This window comes from Variovorax sp. Varisp41, assembly GCF_047325085.1.
Taxonomy (GTDB): domain Bacteria; phylum Pseudomonadota; class Gammaproteobacteria; order Burkholderiales; family Burkholderiaceae_C; genus Variovorax.
In genome coordinates this window covers 5,350,254-5,372,250 of sequence record NZ_CP168540.1, presented here as the reverse complement: position 1 = coordinate 5,372,250, position 21,997 = coordinate 5,350,254, and the positions used below count along the sequence as shown (strand labels likewise).

At 69.6% G+C, this 21,997-nt stretch carries 20 protein-coding genes and 1 tRNA gene; 7 read left to right on the top strand and 14 right to left on the bottom strand.

Going from position 1 to position 21,997, the window contains the following annotated elements; all coding sequences use genetic code 11:
* Nucleotides 1-75: 75 nt before the first annotated feature.
* On the bottom strand, nt 76-1,329 hold the full coding sequence (gene frc / locus ACEN9J_RS24815; RefSeq protein ID WP_057590855.1) for a formyl-CoA transferase: 1,254 nt from the start codon (nt 1,327-1,329) through the stop codon (nt 76-78).
* Nucleotides 1,330-1,354: 25 nt separating this feature from the next.
* Nucleotides 1,355-3,193: an oxalyl-CoA decarboxylase gene (gene oxc / locus ACEN9J_RS24810; protein WP_261211467.1), complete on the bottom strand. Its 1,839-nt coding sequence runs from the start codon at nt 3,191-3,193 to the stop codon at nt 1,355-1,357.
* A gap of 156 nt (nt 3,194-3,349) precedes the next feature.
* Here oxc and ACEN9J_RS24805 point away from each other — a divergent pair, with 156 nt between their 5' ends.
* Nucleotides 3,350-3,958, top strand: a complete 609-nt coding sequence (locus ACEN9J_RS24805) for a Crp/Fnr family transcriptional regulator (protein WP_413762320.1) — start codon at nt 3,350-3,352, stop codon at nt 3,956-3,958.
* A 6-nt stretch (nt 3,959-3,964) separates the two neighbouring features.
* On the opposite strand, the gene ACEN9J_RS24800 is transcribed toward ACEN9J_RS24805, so the two are convergent.
* The 4 genes from ACEN9J_RS24800 to ACEN9J_RS24785 form a co-directional block, all read right to left on the bottom strand.
* The gene (locus ACEN9J_RS24800; protein ID WP_261211471.1) at nt 3,965-4,801 is read right to left on the bottom strand and encodes a cytidylate kinase family protein; all 837 of its coding nucleotides are present in this window, start codon (nt 4,799-4,801) and stop codon (nt 3,965-3,967) included.
* A 16-nt stretch (nt 4,802-4,817) separates the two neighbouring features.
* On the bottom strand, nt 4,818-6,347 hold the full coding sequence (locus ACEN9J_RS24795; RefSeq protein ID WP_057590851.1) for a tripartite tricarboxylate transporter permease: 1,530 nt from the start codon (nt 6,345-6,347) through the stop codon (nt 4,818-4,820).
* A gap of 22 nt (nt 6,348-6,369) precedes the next feature.
* Nucleotides 6,370-6,894 (bottom strand): tripartite tricarboxylate transporter TctB family protein, encoded by a 525-nt coding sequence (locus tag ACEN9J_RS24790; protein ID WP_413762319.1) that lies wholly within the window; start codon nt 6,892-6,894, stop codon nt 6,370-6,372.
* Between the two features lie 131 nt (nt 6,895-7,025).
* Complete coding sequence (locus ACEN9J_RS24785; RefSeq protein WP_082321838.1) at nt 7,026-8,054, bottom strand: Bug family tripartite tricarboxylate transporter substrate binding protein; 1,029 nt, start codon at nt 8,052-8,054, stop codon at nt 7,026-7,028.
* 276 nt (nt 8,055-8,330) lie between these two features.
* Between ACEN9J_RS24785 and ACEN9J_RS24780 the strand changes: the two genes are divergently transcribed.
* Nucleotides 8,331-8,570, top strand: coding sequence for a hypothetical protein (locus tag ACEN9J_RS24780; RefSeq protein WP_172705324.1), 240 nt, complete (start codon nt 8,331-8,333; stop codon nt 8,568-8,570).
* Between the two features lie 58 nt (nt 8,571-8,628).
* Nucleotides 8,629-8,703, top strand: a tRNA-Arg gene (locus ACEN9J_RS24775).
* Nucleotides 8,704-8,784: 81 nt separating this feature from the next.
* Here the strand turns inward: ACEN9J_RS24775 and ACEN9J_RS24770 are convergent.
* From ACEN9J_RS24770 to ACEN9J_RS24755, 4 genes are read right to left on the bottom strand one after another with little or no spacing between them, the layout of a single operon-like run.
* Nucleotides 8,785-9,897 carry an NAD(P)H-dependent flavin oxidoreductase gene (locus ACEN9J_RS24770; protein WP_413762318.1) on the bottom strand — a complete coding sequence of 371 codons (1,113 nt, stop codon included), beginning with the start codon at nt 9,895-9,897 and terminating at the stop codon, nt 8,785-8,787.
* Nucleotides 9,894-10,874 carry a Bug family tripartite tricarboxylate transporter substrate binding protein gene (locus tag ACEN9J_RS24765; RefSeq protein WP_261211475.1) on the bottom strand — a complete coding sequence of 327 codons (981 nt, stop codon included), beginning with the start codon at nt 10,872-10,874 and terminating at the stop codon, nt 9,894-9,896. The genes ACEN9J_RS24770 and ACEN9J_RS24765 overlap by 4 nt, the downstream gene beginning before the upstream one ends.
* Nucleotides 10,875-10,924: 50 nt before the next feature.
* Nucleotides 10,925-12,085: an acyl-CoA dehydrogenase family protein gene (locus ACEN9J_RS24760; protein ID WP_057590847.1), complete on the bottom strand. Its 1,161-nt coding sequence runs from the start codon at nt 12,083-12,085 to the stop codon at nt 10,925-10,927.
* A gap of 24 nt (nt 12,086-12,109) precedes the next feature.
* Nucleotides 12,110-12,919: an IclR family transcriptional regulator gene (locus ACEN9J_RS24755; protein ID WP_057590846.1), complete on the bottom strand. Its 810-nt coding sequence runs from the start codon at nt 12,917-12,919 to the stop codon at nt 12,110-12,112.
* Between the two features lie 235 nt (nt 12,920-13,154).
* On the opposite strand from ACEN9J_RS24755, the gene ACEN9J_RS24750 reads away from it, so the two are divergent.
* Nucleotides 13,155-14,312, top strand: a complete 1,158-nt coding sequence (locus tag ACEN9J_RS24750; RefSeq protein WP_412179383.1) for a CaiB/BaiF CoA transferase family protein — start codon at nt 13,155-13,157, stop codon at nt 14,310-14,312.
* A gap of 4 nt (nt 14,313-14,316) precedes the next feature.
* Here the strand turns inward: ACEN9J_RS24750 and ACEN9J_RS24745 are convergent, their stop codons facing one another.
* Nucleotides 14,317-15,549, bottom strand: coding sequence for an acyl-CoA dehydrogenase family protein (locus ACEN9J_RS24745; protein WP_057590844.1), 1,233 nt, complete (start codon nt 15,547-15,549; stop codon nt 14,317-14,319).
* Nucleotides 15,550-15,670: 121 nt separating this feature from the next.
* On the opposite strand from ACEN9J_RS24745, the gene ACEN9J_RS24740 reads away from it, so the two are divergent.
* The 3 genes from ACEN9J_RS24740 (at nt 15,671) to ACEN9J_RS24730 (ending at nt 19,172) form a co-directional block, all read left to right on the top strand.
* A complete protein-coding gene (locus ACEN9J_RS24740; RefSeq protein WP_413762317.1) occupies nt 15,671-16,675 on the top strand; it encodes a YhdH/YhfP family quinone oxidoreductase in 1,005 nt (334 codons plus the stop codon).
* Nucleotides 16,676-16,687: 12 nt separating this feature from the next.
* On the top strand, nt 16,688-17,821 hold the full coding sequence (locus ACEN9J_RS24735; RefSeq protein WP_413762316.1) for a CaiB/BaiF CoA transferase family protein: 1,134 nt from the start codon (nt 16,688-16,690) through the stop codon (nt 17,819-17,821).
* Nucleotides 17,822-18,038: 217 nt separating this feature from the next.
* On the top strand, nt 18,039-19,172 hold the full coding sequence (locus ACEN9J_RS24730; RefSeq protein ID WP_413762315.1) for an acyltransferase family protein: 1,134 nt from the start codon (nt 18,039-18,041) through the stop codon (nt 19,170-19,172).
* Here ACEN9J_RS24730 and ACEN9J_RS24725 read toward each other — a convergent pair.
* The 3 genes from ACEN9J_RS24725 to ACEN9J_RS24715 form a co-directional block, all read right to left on the bottom strand.
* Nucleotides 19,153-19,971: a hypothetical protein gene (locus ACEN9J_RS24725; RefSeq protein WP_057590840.1), complete on the bottom strand. Its 819-nt coding sequence runs from the start codon at nt 19,969-19,971 to the stop codon at nt 19,153-19,155. The two genes, ACEN9J_RS24730 and ACEN9J_RS24725, sit on opposite strands and share 20 nt — an antisense overlap.
* Nucleotides 19,972-20,104: 133 nt before the next feature.
* Nucleotides 20,105-20,809 (bottom strand): EthD family reductase, encoded by a 705-nt coding sequence (locus ACEN9J_RS24720; RefSeq protein WP_413762314.1) that lies wholly within the window; start codon nt 20,807-20,809, stop codon nt 20,105-20,107.
* Nucleotides 20,806-21,990 (bottom strand): NADH:flavin oxidoreductase/NADH oxidase, encoded by a 1,185-nt coding sequence (locus ACEN9J_RS24715; protein WP_413762313.1) that lies wholly within the window; start codon nt 21,988-21,990, stop codon nt 20,806-20,808. Before ACEN9J_RS24715 ends, ACEN9J_RS24720 begins: the two co-directional genes overlap by 4 nt.
* Between the last annotated feature and the right edge of the window lie 7 nt (nt 21,991-21,997).

The following is a 21,997-nucleotide window of genomic DNA, read 5'->3' as shown; positions in this document are numbered from 1 at the left end:
CCCGCCTCGACGCATCCGAAATACCGCGCCCCCCGGCGCTTCGTGGACTGGAAAAGCCCCGGGGGAACGCCTGGCTCAGACTGCCTTCGCTTCGTGCAGCGCGGCGATCTGCTGTTGGCTGTAGCCGAGCTCGGCCAGCACGTCGTCGGTGTGTTCGCCCAAGAGCGGCGAACCGGTGATCTCGGGCTTGAGGTCCGAGAACTTGATCGGGCTGCCCACGGTGAAGTAGGTGCCGCGCTCCTTGTGCGGCACTTCCACGATCGAGCCGCTCTTGCGCAGCGATTCGTCGTTGAGCAGTTCCTTCATCGTCAGCACCGGCGCGCACGGGATGTCGAACTTGCGCAGGATGTCGACCGCCTCGAACTTGGTCTTGTCGGCCAGCCAGCCCTCGATGGTCGCGAAGATGTCGGTGATGTGCGGCTGGCGCGCCTTGGCGGTCATGTAGTCGGGATCGGTCTTCCACTCGGGCTTGCCGATGGCGTCGCAGATCGGGGCCCAGGCATGGCCCTGCACGGTGAAGTAGATGTAGGCGTTCGGGTCGGTCTCCCAGCCCTTGCACTTGAGCACCCAGCCCGGCTGGCCGCCGCCGCCGGCATTGCCGCCGCGCGGCACCACGTCGCTGAAGGTGCCGTGCGGGTACTGCGGGTATTCCTCGAGGTAGCCCAGGCGGTCCAGGCGCTGCTGGTCGCGCATCTTCACGCGGCACAGGTTGAGCACGGCGTCCTGCATCGAGCAGGCCACGCGCTGGCCCTTGCCGGTCTGCTCGCGGCCGATGATGGCCGTGAGGATGCCGATCGCCAGGTGCATGCCGGTGTTGCTGTCGCCCAGCGCCGCGGCGCTCACGGTCGGCGGGCCGTCCCAGAAGCCGGTGGTGGAGGCGGCGCCGCCCGCGCACTGCGCGACGTTCTCGTAGACCTTCAGGTCGTCGTAGTGGTGGCCGTCGCTGAAGCCCTTGACCGAGGCGACGATCATCTTCGGGTTCAGTTCCTGGATGCGTTCCCAGCTGAAGCCCATGCGGTCGAGCGCACCGGGGCCGAAGTTCTCGACCAGTACGTCCGATTCCTTGATCAGCTTCTCGAGCACCACCTTGCCCTCGGGCTGCTTGGTGTCCAGCGTCAGCGAGCGCTTGTTGCTGTTGAGCATGGTGAAGTACAGCGCGTCCACGTCGGGGATGTCGCGCAGCTGCGAGCGCGTGACGTCGCCGGCGCCGGGGCGCTCGACCTTGATCACGTCGGCGCCGAACCAGGCCAGCAGCTGGGTGCAGGCGGGGCCGGCCTGCACGTGCGTGAAGTCGATGATCTTGATGCCGTTGAGAGGTTTGTTGCTCATGTCGAATCTCCTGGAATGAAAGAAATCACTTCTTCTTGGCCGTGGCCGGGTTGAGACTGGTGATGCGGCCGCTCTCGGTGCCCGCGGTCTCGTCGATGACGGCATTGATCAGGGTCGGGCGACCGGTGGCGACGGCCTCGGTCAGGGCCTTCTGCAGCTCGTCGGCGGTGGTCGCATGGACGCCCACGCCGCCGAAGGCTTCCATCAGCTTGTCGTAGCGCGCGTTCTTCACGAACACCGTGGGCGCCACGTCGGGCGTGCCGCTGGGGTTCACGTCGGTGCCGCGGTAGACGCCGTTGTTGTTGAACACGATCACGCAGATCGGCAGGTTGTAGCGGCAGATGGTCTCGACCTCCATGCCGCTGAAGCCGAAGGCGCTGTCGCCCTCGATCGCGATCACCGGCTTGCCCGTGACCACGGCCGCAGCCACGGCGAACCCCATGCCGATGCCCATGATCCCCCAGGTGCCCACGTCGAGGCGCTTGCGCGGCTCGTACATGTCGACGATGCTGCGCGCGAAGTCCAGCGTGTTGGCGCCTTCGTTGACGACGATCGCATCGGGCCGGGCCTTGACCTGGTCGCGGATCACGCTGAGCGCGCTCTGGAAGTTCATCGGCGAGGGACGCGCGGCGAGCGTGGCGGCCATCTTCGACAGGTTCTTGTCCTTGCGCTCGGCGATGGCGCCGGTCCACTCGGTCGGCGGCTTGGCCCACCTGGCGTCGATGCCCGCGAGCAGCGCGGCCACGCAGGAGCCGATATCGCCGATCACCGGCGCGGCGATCGCCACGTTGCTGTCGATCTCGGTCGGCGCGATGTCGATCTGGATGAACTGCTTGGCGCCCTTGTCCTGACCCCAGGTCTTGCCCTTGCCGTGCGAGAGCAGCCAGTTCAGGCGCGCGCCCACCAGCAGCACCACGTCGGCTTCCTGCAGCACGTAGGAACGCGCGGCGGCGGCCGACTGTGCATGCGTGTCGGGCAAGAGGCCCTTGGCCATCGACATCGGCAGGTAGGGGATGCCGGTCTTCTCGACCAGCGCGCGGATGTCGGCATCGGCCTGGGCGTAGGCGGCGCCCTTGCCCAGCAGGATCAGCGGCCGCTTCGCGCCCTTGAGCAGGTCGAGCGCGCGCTGCACGGCATCGGCGGCCGGGATCTGGCGCGGCGCGGGGTCGATGACCTTGATCAGCGAGTTCCTGCCCTTGATGGCGTCCATCGTCTGCGCGAACAGCTTGGCCGGCAGGTCGAGGTACACGCCGCCGGGGCGGCCCGAGACGGCCGAGCGGATGGCGCGCGCGATGCCCACGCCGATGTCCTCGGCGTGCAGCACGCGGAACGCGGCCTTGCACAGCGGCTTGGCGATCGCCAGCTGGTCCATCTCCTCGTAGTCGCCCTGCTGCAGGTCGACGATCTCGCGCTCGCTGGAGCCGCTGATCAGGATCATCGGGAAGCAGTTGGTGGTGGCGTTGGCCAGCGCGGTCAGGCCGTTGAGGAAGCCGGGCGCCGACACCGTGAGGCAGATGCCGGGCTTCTGCGTGAGGAAGCCGGCGGCAGCGGCGGCATTGCCGGCGTGCTGCTCGTGGCGGAACGAGATCACGCGCATGCCCTCGGCCTGCGCCATGCGGGTCAGGTCGGTGATCGGGATGCCCGGCAGCGCGAAGATGGTGTCGATGTCGTTCAGCTTCAGCGCGTCGATCACCAGGTGGAAACCATCGGTGGTTTCCGCTTCCGGCGCTTCCTGCGTCATCTGCTGGAGGGCGCGCGCGACGAGTTGCTGGTCGTCGGCGGCGCCGTTGGCTGGCCGGCTCTTGGGCTTGATCGCCTCGTCGAGCGTCGTGGCCGCCTCTTTGGCTGTGCTAACTGAAGACATGTCTCTCCTTCTGCTGGGGTGAATGGCCGAGGCCCGAGCCGCGACTATGATTCGGGCCATCCTTTCGGCCGTTGACCTCGGTCAACTTTCCCGAAAACGGCGCCGACCCCCGATGAAGCGGCGCCGCAGGCGACGAAATCGAGCAAGACGGTGACCATGACGTTGTTGGAAAACCACCCGGAGAAGAACATCATTCGCGCCCAGCTCCGGCAGAACATCCTGCTCAAGGACCTGAACGAGGGCGAGCGCGCCGAGCTCGAGGATCACCTGGTGATCGTCGACGGCAACAAGGGCGATTTCCTGCTGCACCAGGGGGTGCGGGAGATGGAGCAGTACTTCATCCTCGACGGCATCCTCAAGCGGGTGGTGAGCAACCCGGAGGGCAAGGAGATGATCCTGCGCTTCGCCGACGAGAACGACATGGAGACCAGCTACGCGGCCATGCGCCTGGGCACGCCCACGCCCTACGGCATCGTCTGCGTCACCAAGGCCCGCGTGGCGAGCCTGCCGCTGAAGGAATGGACCACCTTCCTGGCGCACCATCCCCAGACCAAGGAACTGTTCGAGTTCCTCGTGATGCGCGGCATGAGCGAGATCATGGCGCACACCATCACGCTGCACCTGCTGGACGCGCCGGGCCGGGTGCACCGTTTCCTGCGCAAGCACCCCGAGCTCGTGGACCGCATCCCGAGCAAGGAGCTCGCGTCCTACCTCAATCTCTCCGCGGAAACCCTGAGCCGGCTGCGCAAGCGCGGGAAGATCTGAGGCCGCTCAGGTCTGCTTCGCCGACGCGAAGCGCCGGGTCGTCGCCATCAGCCGCAGCTGGTTGTCCACCGCGCCCACGCCCTCCACCGCGGCCGTGACGGCCTCGGTCTGCGCGCGCTCGTCCGCGTCGAGCACGATGCCGCGCAGGCTCACGCGGCCATGGTCGGCCTCCACCGTGACGCGGATGTCGGCCGTGGCCGCTGCGTCCTTGAGCGCCGCCTTCACGCGTGCCGCCAGCGCCATGTTGGCCAGCAGCGCGCGCGAACGCGCGGTCTCGGCGAACTCGGGCCGCGCCGCCAGCGCGCGGATCTGCGCCACGCAGCTGTCGACCGTGAGGCGGTCGGTGTTCAACACCAGGTCGTAGAGCACCGGGTCGCCCCAGCTCACGCCGAACTGCGCATGCATGCGCGCGGCATGCGCCTCGTCGCTGCGCCGGATCTCGGCCTCGGCGAACTCGGCGTCATCGGTCTCCAGGTGCGTCATCAGCCAGTCGATGCGCTTCTTGAGCGAGCGCGTGATGCGCACGCACACCACGTGCGGCACCGGCCGCAGCAGGCAGGTGGCGCCCCAGCCGCGCAGCACCACGTTGCCGCGGTCGGCCAGCGCGAACAGTTCCTCGGCCGTGTAGAGCGCGAGGCTGCGCCGGTCGGCGGTGAGCCGCTCGACGAAACCGGCCTTGCCGCCGCGCAGGCGGCCGATCAGGCTGGTCGAGACCTGCATGCGGTCGGCGACGCGCTCGATGACCTCGTGGCGCATCAGTTCGAGCCCCATCTCCTCGGCGAGCTGAACCGACACGTCCTTGGCGAGCGAGCCCATTTCCTGGGTCAGTGCGATGACGGGCATGGCGTGGCCTCCGTGCTCAATCGACCGGCCGCTCGACGGCGAACTCGTCGGGCTTCTTCGGCTTGAAGAGCGCCAGCAGCTTGGCGATCAGCGGCCAGAACAGCAGCGTGAGCGCCAGGGTGGTGATGCCGCCGACCAGCGGGTTCGAGAACATGATCATCACGTCGCCCTGCGACACCAGCATGGCCTGGCGGAACGAGTCCTCGGCCTTGTCGCCGAGCACCAGCGCCAGCACCAGCGGCGCGAGCGGGAAGTCGAGCTTCTTGAACAGGTAGCCGATGACGCCGAAACCCAGCATGAACCAGATGTCGAGCATCGCGTTGTGCACCGTGTAGGCACCGATCGCGCAGATCACGATGATCACCGGCGCGATGATCGAGAACGGGATGCGCAGGATCGAGGCGAACAGCGGCACCGTGCTCAGCACCACGATCAGGCCGACGATGTTGCCCAGGTACATGCTGGCGATCAGGCCCCAGACGAAGTCCTTCTGTTCCACGAACAGCAGCGGCCCGGGCTGCAGGCCCCAGATCAGCAGGCCGCCCAGCAGCACCGCCGCGGTCGGCGAGCCCGGGATGCCGAGCGCCAGCATCGGCAGCAGCGCGCTGGTGCCAGCCGCGTGCGCCGCGGTCTCGGGCGCGACCACGCCCTCGGCCTCGCCGGTGCCGAACTTCGAGCCGCGCTTGGACATCTTCTTGGCCAGGCCGTAGGCCATGAACGAGGCCGGCGTGGCGCCGCCCGGCGTGATGCCCATCCAGATGCCGATCAGCGAGCTGCGCAGCGAGGTCATCCAGTACTGCGGCAGCTGCTTCCAGGTCTGCAGCACCACCTTCGGATCGATCTTCGCGCTCTTGCCCGAGAACTTCAGGCCTTCTTCCATCGACAGCAGGATCTCGCCGATGCCGAACAGGCCGATCACCGCGATCAGGAAGTCGAAGCCGCGCATCAGCTCGGGCTGGCCGAAGGTCAGGCGCAGCTGGCCCGTGACCGTGTCCATGCCCACGCTGGCGAGCGCGAAGCCCAGCGCCATCGAGGCCAGGATCTTGAACGGCGAGCCCTTGCCCATGCCCACGAAGCTGCAGAAGGTCAGCAGGTAGACCGCGAAGAACTCGGGCGAGCCGAACTTCAGCGCGAACTTCGCGACCAGCGGCGCGAGGAAGGTGATCATCACCACCGCGAGGAAGGCGCCCACGAACGACGAGGTGAAGGCCGTGGTGAGCGCGGCGCCCGCGCGGCCCTGCTGCGCCATCGGGTAGCCGTCGAAGGTGGTGGCCACCGACCACGGCTCGCCCGGGATGTTGAACAGCACCGAGGTGATGGCGCCGCCGAACAGCGCCCCCCAGTAGATGCACGACAGCATGATGATCGCCGAGGTCGGCGACATCGTGAACGTGAGCGGCAGCAGGATCGCGACGCCGTTGGCGCCGCCCAGTCCGGGCAGCACGCCGATCAGCACGCCCAGGATGATCCCGACGAACATCAAGCCGATGTTGGTCGGTGTCAGGATCACCGAGAAGCCCTGCATCAGGGCACCGATTTCTTCCATTTCGCTTGTGCTCCGTGAGGTGTCAGTAGCCGAGGAACGAGAGCGGATCCAGGGCGCCCTTGAACAGCGGCACCTTGAACCAGACCTCGAACATGAAGAAGAACAGCGTGTTCACGGCCAGCGCCGCGATCGCGGCCTTGACCCAGGAGTACTTGCCCAGGATCACCATGAACAGCGCGATGTAGACCGCCGAGGCCACATACAGGCCGAGCAGCGCGATGCCCAGCACGTAGACCAGGGCCGGCAGCAGCACCGAGAGCACGCGCTTGAGCTGCTCGCGGTCGACGAAGACCTCGGTGTTGCGGTTCTTGCCCAGCAGCGACTGGTAGAGGATGCCGATGCCCGAGATCGTGATGATCAGGCCGATGAAGAACGGGAAATAGCCTGCGCCCGGACCGTCGCTGGTCCAGCCCGCGCCGAGCCGGCGGCTTTCGAAGACCACCACCAGGCCGGCCACCAGCAGCAGCAATGCCACCACCGCCTCGACCTTGTTCGTGGCCACGCCCGTGCGCGCGGCCGGGTCGGATACGTTGTCGTCGTGCTCCATGGAGCCCCCATCGTGTTGTTGTCTGGACACAGAGAGAAAGAACCGGGCGCGACGGCACGCGCCCGCGCGGGCGCATGCACACGTCGAACGAGGCATCGCGGCGGCGCGCCCGGCCGCCGCTGCCCGCTGGCCTACTTGCTGGCGGCCAGGAAGCCGGCCTCGGTCATCAGCGTCTTGTGCGTGATCTCCGCGCTGGCGAGCCACTTCTCGAAATCGGGGCCGGTCATGAAGGTCGGGTTGAAGGCGCCCTTCTCCATGTATTCCTTCCACTCGGGCGTGGCGGCCACCTTGGTCAGCAGGTCCTTGTAGAAGGCCAGCTGCTCGGGCTTGACGCCCGGCGCCATGAAGATGCCGCGCAGCATCGTGTACTTGGCCGGCACGCCCGCTTCCTTGCAGGTGGGCACGTCGTTCCACGACTGCGTGTCGGTGACCTTGGCCTTGAAGGGCATGCGCTCGTCGTCGAACACGCACAGCGGGCGCAGCTTGCCCGCGCGCCATTGGGCCACCGCCTCGATCGGGTTGTTCACGGTGGAGTTCACGTGGCCGCCCACCAGCTGCACCGCGACTTCGCCGCCGCCCTTGAAGGGCACGTAGATGAACTTGGTGCCCGTGGCCTTCTCGAGCGCGACCGTGATGATCTGGTCTTCCTGCTTCGAGCCGGTGCCGGCCATCTTGAACTTGTTCGGGCCCGCCGCCTTCACCGCGGCGATGTACTCGCCGGCCGTCTTGTAGGGCTGCTCGGCGTTGGTCCACAGCACGAACTGGTCGAGCGCCAGCATCGCCACCGGCGTCATGTCCTTCCAGTTGAAGGGCACGCCCGTGGCCATCGGCGTGGTGAAGAGGTTCGACAGCGAGATGATGATCTTGTGCGGATCGCCCTTGGCCTCCTTCACCGAGAGAAAGCCTTCGGCGCCCGCGCCGCCCGACTTGTTGACGACGATCAGCGGCTCCTTCATCAGCTTGTACTTGATGACGATGCCCTGCAGCAGCCGGCCCATCTGGTCGGCGCCGCCGCCGGTGCCGGCGGGGATCACGAACTCGACGGGCTTGGCCGGTTCCCAGGCCTGTGCGGGGGTGGCGATGGCCATGACCGCGGCGGCGGCGACGGTGGCCAGGACTCGTGCGCGACACGCGCCGAAGCGCGCAATGAAATGCTTCATCTGTTGTCTCCTGCTGTAGAGGTGCGCTCTCTTTTGTAGTGAGTCTGAGCCGGATCCGAACAGCGCCGATGGTGCGCGTGCGCGAAACGCGCCGGCTTGATCGCGGTCAATTTTTTGAAGATTCCGTATCGGGGTAAGCCCACCCCGCGAGCGGTCGCGGCACCGGCACGAGGCGCGCCGCGAGGGCCGGGCCCGACCTCCTCGGGAGGCCTCGGGTTAACCCTATAAAATCGACACCCCCGTCCACCGTGCCTCTCTTCCCAGGAGCTTCCCGCCATGCCCAGCCTCGACCGATCGTCCGTCCCCGCGAAGCTGCTGCGTCGCGCCACGGTCGTGCTCAGGAGGCTGGCCTACGAGGCCGACATGCTGCTGGGCACCCTGCTGAGCCCCAACAAGGTGATCGCCGAGGTCGAGCAGATGCGCGCCCTGCAACGCCGCGCCGACCGCATCGAGGCCACCGACCCGGCCCGCGCCGCCGCCCTGCGCTGGCACGCCTCGCGCGTGGGCCTGCGCTGAACCAAGTCCCGCCGTCACGGGAAGGAGCGGCCGAACTGGTAAAGTCCAGCCGCCCAGCGTCTTCGTAGTTCAATGGATAGAACGGGGTCCTCCTAAGACTCAGATACAGGTTCGATTCCTGTCGAAGGCACCACCAAGCCGTTGATCTTCAACGGCTTTTTTTCGACCGGGACAAACGTGGGACAAAACAGCCCGCCCCGCGCGCTGCCGGCCCCTATCGGGCGTCCCAGCCCCGCATGCGCTCCCACGCCCCCCGCATGCCGTCAACCAGCGCATCCATCTGCTCCCCCACCGTGGTCTCCCGCTCGATGCCGAACACGCTCTGGCCGGCCGCCTCGTAGATCAGCCGCGCGTCGTCGAACTCGTGCATCGAGGCGAACACGTCGCCCGTGAGCGCCTGCTGCTGCGGCATGCCCAGCGGCGCGGGTGCGCCGGGCTCGTTCCAGGCATCGATCCAGTCGCTGCGCACCACGCGGCAGGGCTTGCCGCTGTGGGCCCGCGTGATCAGGGTGTCCTCGCTGCCGCTGGCGATGAGCCGCCGCAGCAGCGCGGGCGGCGTGTGGTTCTCCTGCGCGCCCATCCACAAGGTGCCGAGCCACGCGCCCTGCGCGCCCATGCCCAGCACGCCCAGCACCTGCGCGCCGGTGGCGATGCCGCCCGCCGCCAGCACCGGCACCTCGCCGGCTTCGGCGATGACCTGCGGCAGCAGCGAGAGCGTGCCGACCGTGCCCGTGTGGCCGCCCGCGTCGTAGCCCTGCGCCACCAGCACCTCCACGCCCATGTCGAGCGCCTTGCGCGCATGCCGCACCGAGCCGACCAGCGAGAAGGTGAGCTTGCCGCGCGCCTTCGCGCGTTCGATGAGGTCGGCGCGCAGGCCGATGGCCGTGGCCACGCCGCGCGCGTCGGAGTCGAGCACGGCCTCGATCTGCGCGTCGAACAGCGCCCGGGTGCGCACCTGGCTCGTGAAGAAGCTGGGCCGCCGTGGCGGCTTCACCTGGAAGCGGTCGCGCAGACCGTCGACGAAAGCCAGGTGCCGCTCGGGCAATTGCGCGCGCACGCTCTCGATGCTCGCGGCCTCGTCGGGCACCTGCGAGGGCAGCATCAGGTCGATGCCCCAGGGCAGGCCCGCCATGCGCTCGCTCGCCTCGGCCAGGATGTGCGGGATCTCGTGCGGCAGCTCGCGCGCGAGTCCCAGCACCGGGAAGCCGCCTGCCCGCGCGATGGCCGCGCACACGTCCACCGAGTGCGAGAAGCCGAAGATCGGATGGCGGATGCCCAGCCGCTCGCACAGCGGCGGCCGCACGGGCGATGGGCTCGCGGCGCTCATTGCGCCTCGATGCCCGCCGTCTTGATGACCTTGCTCCACTTGTCGTATTCGCTCGCGATGAAGGCATCGAACTGCTTCGGGCCCTGCGGTGCCACCTCGAGGCCGAGCAGGTCGAGCTTGGGCTTCATCGCGGGATCGGCCAGGATCTCGGCCACGTCGGCGGACAGCCTGGCGACGATGGCATCGGGTGTCTTCACCGGCGCGACGAAGCCGAACCACGTGCCCACGTCGTAGCCCTTCAGCCCCGTGGACTCCGCCACCGTGGGCGTGTCGGGCAAGGCGCCGGAACGCTTGCTCGTGGTCACGGCCAGCGGCCGCAGCTTGCCCGACTTGATGTGCGGCACGGCCAGCGCCACGGTGAGCGGCATCATCGTCACGCGACCCGCGAGCAGATCGCCGAGCGCATCGGGCTGGCCGCGATAGGGCACGTGCGTGAGCTTGAGCTCCGCGCTCTGCGCCAGCAGTTCGCCCGACAGGTGATTGGACGTGCCCACGCCGGCCGTCGCATAGGTCAGCGGCGGATTGGCCTTCTTCGCCATCGCGACCAGTTCCGCCATGGTCTTCGCGGGCACCTCGGCCGGCACCACGAACACGTTGGGGATCACGCCGAAGCCCTCGATGGCGCGGAAGTCGCGCACGGGATTCCACGCCACGCCCTTGATCAGGCTCGGCGTGACCGCATGGCCGGGGCTCACGCACAGCAGCGTGTAGCCGTCGGGCGCGGCCTTGGCCACGTAGTCGGTGCCGATCGAGCCGCCGGCACCGGTCCGGTTCTCGACGATGACGGGCTGGCCGTACTTGGACGACAGCCGTTCGCCCACCAGCCGCGCGATCGAATCGACCACGCCCCCGGCGGTGAACGGCACGATGATGCGGATCGGCTTGCTCGGGTAGTCGCCCTGCGCGAACGCGGGTGCGGTCATTGCCAGCGACTGGACGGCGAGGAGCGCGGCCAGCAAGGTGCCTTTGAGGGTCATGGGTTGTCTCCGTTGATGATGGCTGGCGCGCGCCGCCGGCTCACACCTTGTCAGGTCTGGTGCCCGGCTCGTGCCATGGTGCGGCGCGCGATGTTGGTGAGGTGGATCTGGCTCGTGCCTTCGTAGAGGCGGAACAGCCGCACGTCGCGGTAGAAGCGCTCGGCCACGTTGTCGTTGATGTAGCCGCCGCCGCCGAAGACCTGCACCGCGCGGTCGGCCACGCGGCCGCACATCTCGGAGGCGAACAGCTTGCACATCGAGGCCTCCATGGTCACGTCGGCGCCGTCGTCGCGCTTGCGCGCCGTCTCCAGCAGCAGCGCGCGCGCGGCATGCACTTCGGTGTTGCTCTCGGCGATCATCTGCTGCACCAGCTGGAACTCGCCGATGGGCTGGCCGAACTGCCGGCGCGAGGCAGCGCGCGCCACCATCTCGTCGACCAGCCGGATGGCCGGCCCGATGCACAGCCCCGCGAGGTTGATGCGCTGCTTGTTCAGCGCCTTCATCGCCGTCTTGAAGCCCAGGCCCGGCACGCCGCCGACGATGGCCGACTCGTGCACGCGGCAGCCCTCGAGGATCACCTCGCCGACCGGCGAGCCGTGCTGTCCCATCTTGCGATAGCCCGCGGGCGCCGAGAGGCCGGGCGTGTCGCGCTCGACCAGGAAGGCCGAGATGCCGGCCGCGCCCCTGGCCTGCGGATCGGTGCGCGCGAACACGGTGAACAGGCCGGCGATGGGCGCATTGGTGATGAAGCACTTGCGGCCCGTGATGCGGTAGTGCTCGCCGTCGCGCACGGCCACGGTCCGCTGCGCGGTGGCGTCGGAGCCGGCCTCGGGCTCGGTGAGCGCGAAGCAGCCCGTGAGGCGGCCGCTGGCCAGCTCGGGCAGCCAGCGCTGCTTCTGCTCGGGCGTGCCGTCGACCACCAGCGACTCGGACGCGATGCCCGTGTTGCCGCCGAAGCGCGCGCGGAAGGTGGTGGCGGCCTGCGAGACCTCCATGTTCACCAGCGACAGCTCCTCGCTCGTGAGACCCGCGCCGCCGTACTGCTCGGGAATGCTGTGGCCGAACAGGCCCAGCGCGCGCATGCGCTCGACCACGGGCTCGGGGATGAGGTCGTCGCGATCGACCTGGGCCTCGATGGGCATGCATTCGTTGCGGATGAAGTCGCGGACTTCGGCGAGCAGGGCATTGAACTTGTCGGGGCTGCGGATCATGGGTTCGAGGTTCCGGTTTCTGGTTCAGCGCAGGCCCTGCGCGGTTTCGAGCTGGCGCACGGCGTCGAGCAGCAGCGGCGCGACCTTGCGCTCCATGCGCTCGCCGGGCGAGCGGTAGGTGGCGAGCGTGCAGTTCATCGCCAGCGGCGTTTCGCGCGGCGGCACGCGCACGGGCACGGCGACGGCATGGATGTCCTTCTTCCAGTCGCCGCGCGAGTGGCAGAAGCCGCGCGCGGCAAAGAGCTTCTGGTCGGCTTCCCACGCGGGGCGCAATTGCTGGAACAGGGCCGAGTCCTGCAGCCGCAGCCGGTTGAGGATGGCCGAGCGTTCCGGCGCGGTGCAGGCCAGCATCAGCGCACGGCCGATCGCGGCGGCCAGCAGCGGGCGCGTGCTGCCGATGTCGGGCATGTGGGTGTTGGTGTTGTCGGTGCGGATGGTGTCGACGTAGACCACGTCCGAACGGTCGCGCATGCCCAGGTTCACCGAGCAGCCCGTCTCGCGCGCCAGCCTTTCCATGATGGGACGCGCGACCTGGCGCACCTGCATGCTGGCCAGCAGCGGGTAGCCCAGCGACAGCACGCCGGGCCCGAGTTTGTATTTCTGCGTGGCGCCGTCGCGGCTCAGGTAGCCCAGCAGGGTGAGCGTGTAGGTGATGCGCGAGACCGTGGGCTTGGGCAGGCCGCTGCGGTCCGAGATCTCGCGGTTGCCGAGCACCGGGTCGGCGCTGGTGAACACGCGCAGCACTTCCATGCCGCGCGCCAGATTCATCGAGAACTGGCGGTCGGCGGTGAGGTCGTGCGGATCGACGAGACCCGGGAGCGCGATGCTTGTCATGCGTGAAGTGGTGCGCGTTGGTGTGGGCATGATTGGTCGTTCGAAATGGGGCGTCAATGAAACGCGGAGGGTGTTTCGCTGTGCGAAACAGCGATTGTTGGCCCGCGTGGCGTCTGGCAAAACCGGCGCGAACCCGGAGCCCTTCGCCCCGGCCTTGGAGCCACGTTTGCATTCCCCCGACGACACCCAACGACGACCCGCGCGCGGCGCCCTTTCCGGCGTGCGCATCCTCGACATGGCCACCGTGCTGGCCGCGCCGCTGGGCGCCACGCTGTGCGCCGACCAGGGCGCTGAAGTGGTGAAGCTCGAGCTGCCCGGCGGCGGCGACGCGCTGCGCGGCCTGCAGCCCGTGAAGGACGGCAAGGCGCTGTGGTGGAAGATCGCCAACCGCGGCAAGCGCGGCATCACGCTCGACGTGCGCCAGCCCGCCGGCCGCGCGCTGCTGCTCCGGCTTGTGACGCAGTTCGACGTGCTGGTGGAGAACTTCCGCACCGGCACGCTCGACCGCTGGGGGCTGGACCTGGCCACGCTGCATCGCGCCAACCCGCGGCTCGTGGTGGTGCGGCTCACGGGCTTCGGCCAGACCGGCCCCTACAAGTCGCGGCCGGGCTTCGCGCGCATCTTCGAGGCCATGAGCGGCTTCACCAACCTCACGGGCGAAGCCGGCGGCTCGCCGCTGCACAGCAATTTCCCGGTGGGCGACGCGGTGGCGGGGCTGTTCTGCGCGTTCTCGATCGCCTCGGAAATGGCGCGCCTGCGCGGCGACCCGCAGGCGCTCGGCTGCGAAGTGGACCTGGCCGCCACCGAGGCGCTGTTCCGCCTGCTCGACCCGCTGCCCGTGGAGCACGAGCAGCTCGGCACGGTCCGCATGCCCGCGGGCAACTGCGCGAGCTACACCGCGCCCTCGAACATGTACCGCAGCCGCGACGGCATCTACTTCTCGGTGGTCGCGTCGTCGGACCCGATCTTCCAGCGTCTGTGCGCGGCCGTCGACAAACCCGAGTGGGCGAACGACCCGCGCTTTGCCAGCAACCCCGCGCGCGTGCTGAACCTCGTGGCGCTCGACGAAGGGCTCGGCGCGTGGTTCGCCGCGCACGACTACGACGCCATCGAACGCCGGCTCGAGGACGCCGGCATTCCCTTCAGCAAGATCTTCACCATCGCCGACATCGAGCAGGACCCGCACTACCGCGCGCGCGAGGCGATCATCCGGCTGCCCGACCCCGACTACGGCAGCCTGCCCGCACCCTGCGTGGTGCCGCGCGTGCCGGGCCGCGAACTGCCGATCCCGCGCACCGGGCCCGACACCGGCGAGCACAACGCCGAGGTCTATGGCGAGTTCGGCCTGGACGCCGCAACGCTCGATGCGCTGCGCGCGGAGAAGGTGATCTGAGCCTTCAGTAGTCGGTGAGCGGCCCGTCGCGCAGGCAGGGGTTGCGCTCGGCCAGCGGCGCGCGGCGCATCACATCGCGGCCGATGACGGTCTTGTGCACCTCGCTCGCGCCCTCCCCGATCTGGTTGAGCTTGGCGTCGCGGAAGAAGCGCTCGAGCGGAAAGTCGCGCAGGTAGCCGCGCCCGCCCGTGAGCTGCAGCGCATCGGTCACGACCTTCATGCACAGGTCGGTGGCCTGCAGCTTGGCCATGGACGCGAAGATCGACACGTCGCTCGCGCCCGCGTCGTACTTGTCGGCCGTGAGCGCGAGCAGCGCGCGGCTGGCCTCGATCTGCGTGACCATGTCGGCCAGCATCCACTGCACGCCCTGGTGCTCGCCCTCGCGCCTGCCGAACACGGTGCGTTCGCTCGCATAGCGGCTCGCGATCTCGACCGCGCCGATGGCACGGCCCAGCGCCATCGCGGCATGCCCGATGCGCGCGCGCAGCAGCGCGTCCTGCGCGAGCGAGAAGCCATCGCCCTCCGCGCCGAGGCGGTGCGAGGCGGGCACCTCGACCGCGTCGAACTCGAGCGAGGAGATCGGCACGCCGAACCAGCCCAGCTTGCCGGCCTCCGTGCCGATGCGGAAGCCCTCGGCGTCGCGCGGCATCAGCACCGCGATGAACACCGAGGGATCGTCCTCGGCGCGGCCCACCACCGCGAACCAGTCGGCCGTGCTCGCGCGCGTGATGAACTTCTTGCGGCCCGTGACGAGGTAGCGCCCGCCCTCGCGTCGGATCGTGGTCGCGAGGCCGCGCACGTCGGAGCCCGCGCCGGGCTCGGTCAGCGCGAAGGCCGCCTGCAGCTCGCCGGTGCACAGCCGCGGCACGATCTCGCGGCGCAGCGCCTCGCTCGCGCCCGCGACGATGGCGCGGCTCGACAGGTCGGTGCCCGTGATCATCGAGGCCGAGGTGCTGCACACGCGGCCCAGCTCCTCGATGAGGCGGATGCGCAGGGCCTGGCGCGCATCGGTGCCGCCGTACTCGCGCGGGAACGCGGTGGCGATCACGCCTTCGCGCGCGAGCGTGCGGAAGGTGTCCCAGGCGAACAGGTCCTCGCGCGAGACGGCGTCGGCCCGCGGCCCGAGCGTGTCGCGGCACAGGTCGCGCACGCGTCGGACGGTGGCCTGCTCGTCGGGTTGCAGGCGTTCGAGAAAGTGATCGCCGAACAGTCGGGCGGCATGTGTGCCTGTCGTCATCGGGTAGGTCTCCAGTCGGGGGGCCTGCATGGTGGCGCCGCGCGGCGCGCGCGGTCGAGTCGTGTTTCGACAGGCGAAACACCGGCTTGCGGATGCGGTCCGCGGCTGGTCAGATGGCCCCATGCCCATACCCCAGACATTCGAAGCCCTTCGCACGCACCAGACCGCCGAGGGCCAGGTCCGGAGCCGGCTGGAGACCCTGCGGCTCGACGATCTGTCCGCGGGCGAGATCGTGGTGCGCAACCTGTATGCGGGCGTGAACTACAAGGACTGCCTCTCGCTGCACGGCCGCGCGAAGATCATCGCGTCGTACCCGCGCGTGGCGGGCATCGAGCTGGTCGGCGAGGTGCTCGCGTCATCGGTGGCGGCCTTCGAGCCCGGCCAGGCCGTGCTCGTGCACGGCTTCCAGACCGGCATCGCGTTCGATGGCGGCTTCTCCGCCTGCGTGCGCGTGCCCGCCGCGCACGTGCAGGCCGTGCCGCAGGGACTCACGCCGCACGAGGCCGCCGTCATCGGCGTGCCCGGCTTCACGGCCGCGATGGCGCTCGAGCGCTTCATCGAACTCGGCATCGCCCCCGACGCGGGCAGCGTGGCGATGAGCGGCGCGGGCGGCGCGGTCGGCCTGCTGGGCACGGCCCTCTTCGCGCGCGCCGGCTATCGCGTGGCGGCCATCACGCGCCGCATGGCGCAGGAAGAGCGGCTGCGCGCCATCGGCGCGCACGAGGTGATCGACGCCGCCGTGCTCGATGCGCCGCAGCGCCCGCTGGAGAAGCCGCGCTTCGCGGCCGCCATCGACAACGTCGGCGGGCCGATGCTGTCGTGGCTGCTGCGCTCGCTGGCCGACGGCGGCGCCGTGGCATCGGTGGGCAACGCGGCCGGCAACAGCTACGAGGGCAGCGTGCTGCCCTTCATCATGCGGCGCGCGCAATTGTTCGGCATCGTGGCGAATGCGCCCGTGGAGCAGCGGCGGCGCCTGTGGGCGAAGCTCGCGGCCGAATGGAAACCCGACATGGCGGCCGTGCTGCCGCATGTGCGGCACATCCCGCTGGGCGCGTTGATGGAGCACAGCGCACGGCAGCTCGATGGCGCGAGCTCGGGCCGCGTGCTCGTCGATTTCTCGCGCTGAAGGACCTCGGCCATGGGACCGCTGCACGGCCTTCGCGTGCTGGAATTCGACGCCATCGGCCCCGTGCCCTGGGCCGCGATGATGCTCGCGGACATGGGCGCCGACGTGCTGCGCATCGCACGGCCCGCGCCGGCCGGCATGGGCATCGCGCGCGACGCGCGGCACGAGACGGTGTTGCGCGGCCGGCGCGGCGTGACGGCCGACCTCAAGGCCCCGGCCGCGCGCGATGCCGTGCTCGCGCTGGCGCGCAACGCGCACGTGCTGCTCGAAGGCCACCGCCCCGGCGTGATGGAACGGTTGGGCCTCGGGCCCGAGGCCTGCCTGGCGGCATCGCCCGCGCTGGTTTACGGGCGCATGACGGGCTGGGGCCAGCACGGGCCGCTCGCGCGGGCCGTGGGCCACGACATCAACTACATCGGCCTCACGGGCGCGCTGCATGCCACCGGCACGGCCGACAGGCCGGTGCCGCCGCTCAACCTCGTCGGCGACTTCGGCGGCGGTGCGATGCTGCTGGCGCTCGGCGTGATGGCGGCCGTGCTGGAGGCGCGCACCAGCGGCCAGGGGCAGGTCGTCGACGCGGCGATGGTCGACGGGTCGCTGCTGCTGATGGCGCCGATCCTGGGTCGCGTGGCCACGGGCGAATGGCTGGACCGCCGCGAGGCCAACCTGCTCGACGGCGGCGCCCCCTTCTACGGCGTGTACGAGACCAGCGACGGCCGGCACCTGGCGGTCGGTGCCATCGAACCCGCGTTCTATGCCGCGCTGCTCGCGGGACTGGGCCTGGCGCCCGATGCGCTGCCGCCGCAGCACGACCGCGCGGCCTGGCCCGAGACGCGGCGCAGGTTCGCCGACCTCTTCGCCACGCGCACGCGCGATGCGTGGTGCGCGGTCTTCGACGGCACCGAGGCTTGCGTGACGCCCGTTCTGTCGCTCGGCGAAGTGCCGGGCCATGCGCACCACGTGGCGCGCGAGAGCTTCGTGCACATCGATGGCGCGCGCCAGCCCGCGCCGGCGCCGCGCTTCTCGCGCACCGCGAGCGTCGCCGGCCGTGCGCCGGCCGAGGCGCGCGGCGGTGGCGACGAGGCCTTGCGCGACTGGGGGTTCGATCCCGCGGATCCGCGCCTGTCGGCGCTCGACCGGCGCTGAGCGCGGGCGGCGCCGCTCGGGTCGGAACGAGGCCGGCGCGGTTGTCCACGAACCTGCGCGCGCATGCATCGGGCATGAGGCCTCTCCATCCCATGCGACGCTTGTGCCCGCGAAGCGACAGGACCCGACACTAGAATCGCGCCGACCCCACGAAACGACAAGGTCTCGCGAAGGCACCCGGCCGGCATGCGAAGCGCGCCGGGGCCCGAGCCATCCAATGACGACGCCCGCGCAGGGAAAGATCGCCTTCGCCAACCAGTTGCGCGGCCTGGCCGTCCTGCTGGTGATCGCCAGCCACTATGCGCTGGCCTACTGGACCGAGCGCGACCTGGTCGCGCAGTACATCTTCGCGCCACCAGCCACGGGCCCCATGCCCGCATCGCAGCGATGGCTCTCGATTCCCACGCTGAGCCTCGGGCCGCTGGGCGTGGCCCTGTTCTTCCTCGTCAGCGGCTTCGTGATCCCGTTCTCGCTGCACAAGCTCGGCCGCGCGCGCTTCGTGATCGCGCGGCTGCTGCGCATCTTCCCGACCTACTGGGCGGCCAGTGCCGTCTCGCTGCTCGCGGTGTGGCTCTCCAGCCTCCACTGGGGACTCGCCTTCCACGTGGATCCTGCCCAGCTGCTCGCGAACCTGCTGCTGGTGCAGGGCCAGACCGGACACCTGACGACCGACCTCGTCAACTGGACGCTCGCCGTCGAGCTCAAGTTCTACCTGGTGGCGATGCTGCTGTGGCCACTGCTGCGGCGCTGGCCGACCTGGACCATCGCCGCCTTCGCGGTGGTGCTGTACATCGCGCTGCGCAGCGTGCCCAAGGGTTGGAACGTGGTGCCGATCGGGCATTGGCAGCTCTTCGTCGCGGGCATGAGCGCGGACCTCATGTTCCTGCCGTTCATGCTGATCGGCACGCTGTTCCACTTCGCGTTCGCGGGCCGGACCCCGGCGCGCGCACTGGTGGTGTCGGCCATCGTGGTGATGTACGTGTTCCTGGAGACCTGGAAGAAGACCCCGCGCTTCGAGCAGCATGCGAGCGCGGTCTCGAACTACAGCTACGCGCTCCTGATCTTCGCGGCGGCCTATCTGCTCAGGGACCGCTTCCGGCCCCGACGCCTGCTGGACTTCTTCGCCGACATCTCCTATCCGCTCTACGTCCTGCATTCGCTGGTGGGCTACGTTGCGATCCGCTGGCTGATGGCCCACGGCGCAGGGTCGGCCGCCGCGACGCTGCTCGCGCTCGCGCTGGCGATCGGGCTCGCCTGGGCGATCCATCGCACGGTGGAGCTGCCGACGGCGGCGCTCGGCCGGCACCTGGGCGGCGCGCCGCGGTCCCCGCTCACTTGGGCTCGTAGGTGATCTGCGTCGGCGCGAAGGTCGCGAGGACGTCGCCGGTACGCACCGCGAGCTTGAGGTCCTGGCCGCGATAGGGGCCTTCGGCCGCGATCCAGTTCTCCTGGACCTGCGTGAGCTCCGAGCCGTCGATCTGCCGGAAGCGCACGGTGGCCGAGAACCTGCACGTCTGGAAAGTCCCCACAGCCGTCTCGAGGCTCTCGCGCCCGACGTAGGTCCGCGTGCCGGAGACCCGCTGTTCGTTGCGGATCTCGCCCTCCACGCTCCAGACCACGTAGTTCTCGTCGATGGTCTGGCCCGGCGTCATCACGGGTGTGCGGATCGTCGGATCGTTGTAGGCATAGGCGCTCGTGCCCGTGCCGCCGTTGCGGGTGCCGTAGCGCACGATGTTGCCGTCGACGAAGTCCAGGTACAGCCGGTCCTGCGCCTCGCTGCTGTTGAAATAGTTGAAGACGGTGCGCAACTGCTCCACCGCGCTCGCATCGCGGAAAACCTCGCGGCCGCGGGTCAGGCGGGTCACGCGCTGCTTCTGGGTCTGGTCGCCGGAAGTGATGGTCTGCTCCACCACCAGCTTCGTGCCTTCGCGCAGGTCGGCCTCGTTGAAGCAGGCGGCCGAGCTGTTCGCGGGATTGGGTTCCGGGTTCGGCTCGGGAGGATTGGGCTCGGGGTTCGGTTCCGGATTGGGCTGCTGCCCGGGAAGCGGCGTGGCGGTGAACGGCAGCGCGACGCCGCCACCGCCTCCTCCGCCACCGCACGCGGCCAGGCTCGCCAATGCCACCGCGGCCCACAGAAATTTCGTCTTCATCGCGTTCTCTCCCTTCGTTAACAAGCGATCCCGGCTTTCGCCAGAGCGCGCGAAGTTAACGAAGGCCCGTCGAGGGAACCAGTGCCTAAAGTCATGGCCCCTCCATCGGAAGGAGGACCCGGGCGCGACGAACTCAGGCCACCGTGTATTCCTCCACGACGAAGGCCGTGATCTCCGCCAGGAAGCTCTTCGCATGCGCCATCGTGCGCTGCCCCTGCGCCGAGCCGAAGGCGGCGTTCAAGGTGTCCGTGTTCTCGAACCACAGCTCGACGATGCCGTCGATCGGCAGCGTCTCGTAGCCGCAGGGCGTGCCCTTGTCGAACTCGCGCGCAATCACGACGTTCTGGCGGTAGCCGCCCACGCCGGGCATCTGGCGCACATGGTCGGCATGCACCTTCCACTCGCGGCGGAAGTCGTCTTCGGAGATGTCGGTGCGGCGGCGCAGTGTCGAAATGCGCTTGAGCAGGCGGTGTGGTTCGGCCGGCGGCGCGATGACGGTGCTCTGCGCGACGCTCACGATATGCAGGCCGCCGAGGAAGTGCCGCTCGTCCTCGCGGATGCGCGCGGCGAGTTCGCCGTCGGTGAAGGCGGCATTCGCCTGCGCCGCGGCATCGAAACCCAGTTGCGAAAAGCCGTCGAAGTCCCACGGGCCGCGCGCGAAATCGATGCCGCGCTGCAGCCGGTCGGTCACGAGGTTCTGGCGGTAGCTTCGCAGCCCGGGCAGCGTCGCCACCAGCGGGCCATGGCTGTGGCGCCAGTGGTGGCGGAAGGCTTCGTCGGTCCAGTCGGGCTTCTTGCGGATCAGGCCCATGCGCAGGGGGATGGTGGCGTCGGTCATGGTGTGGAGGTCTCCTTGTCGTTGGATGCGGCGGCCGCTTCTGCCCGCGCCCGCGCGAGGCCCGGCGCGCGCTTGGCGAGCCACACGCCGTGGCGCACGGGCCAGCGGCGGTAGGCGGGATCGACGCCGAGCTCGGCGGCGGCGTGGTGGGCCCAGTAGGGATCGAACAGCGCCTCGCGGCCCAGCGCGACCAGGTCGGCATCGCCGGCGGCGAGCACGGCCTCGGCCTGGCGCGCGTCGACGATCATGCCGACGGCCTGCGTGAGCACGCCGGCCTCGCGCCGGATGCGTGCCGAGAACGGCACCTGGAAGCCCAGGCCGCGCGGCACGGGCAGGGCCCGCGTCTCCTCGGTGAGGCCGCCCGAGGAGCAGTCGATGACGTCGACGCCGCAGTCACCGAGCGCGCGCGACAGCACCACCGAGTCGTCGAGACTCCAGCCGTCGAGCGTGCCGTCGACCGCCGAGAGGCGGCAGAACAGCGGCTTGTGCTCGGGCCAGGCGGCGCGCACGCGGCGCGCGATCTCGAGCGCGAGCGCCATGCGCTTGTCGCGGCTGCCGCCATAGGCATCGTCGCGCCGGTTGGCATTGGGCGAGAGGAAGCTCGCGACCAGGTAGCCATGGCCGAAATGCAGCTCGACCACGTCGAAGCCCGCCGCGTCGGCGCGCCGCGCGGCATCGACGAAGCGCTGCACCACGGCCTCGATCTCGTCGAGGCCGAGCGCGCGCGGCGCCGACCAGCCCGGGCCGGCCGCGAGCGCGCTCGGGCCCAGGCGCTCCCAGGGCTCCTCGTCGGCCGCCATGGTCTGCGCACTCAATGCCGCGCCGCCTTCCCACAGCGGCTCGCTGCCCGACTTGCGGCCCGCGTGCGCGAGCTGCACGCCGATGGCGCCGCCCTGCGCGTGCACGAAATCGACCACGGCCTTCAGCGGCGCGACCTGGCTGTCCTTCCACAGGCCGAGGTCGGCGGTGCCGATGCGCCCGCGCGGATCGACCGCGGTGCTCTCGGTGAGGATCAGCCCGGCGCCGCCGAGCGCGAACTTGCCCAGGTGCACCAGGTGCCAGGGCGTGGCATGGCCGCGCTCGGCCGCGTGCTGGCACATGGGCGAGATGACGACGCGGTTGGACAGCTCGAGCCCGCGCAGGCGCAGCGGCTGGAACAGCAGGGGAAGCGGATCGGACATGGATGAA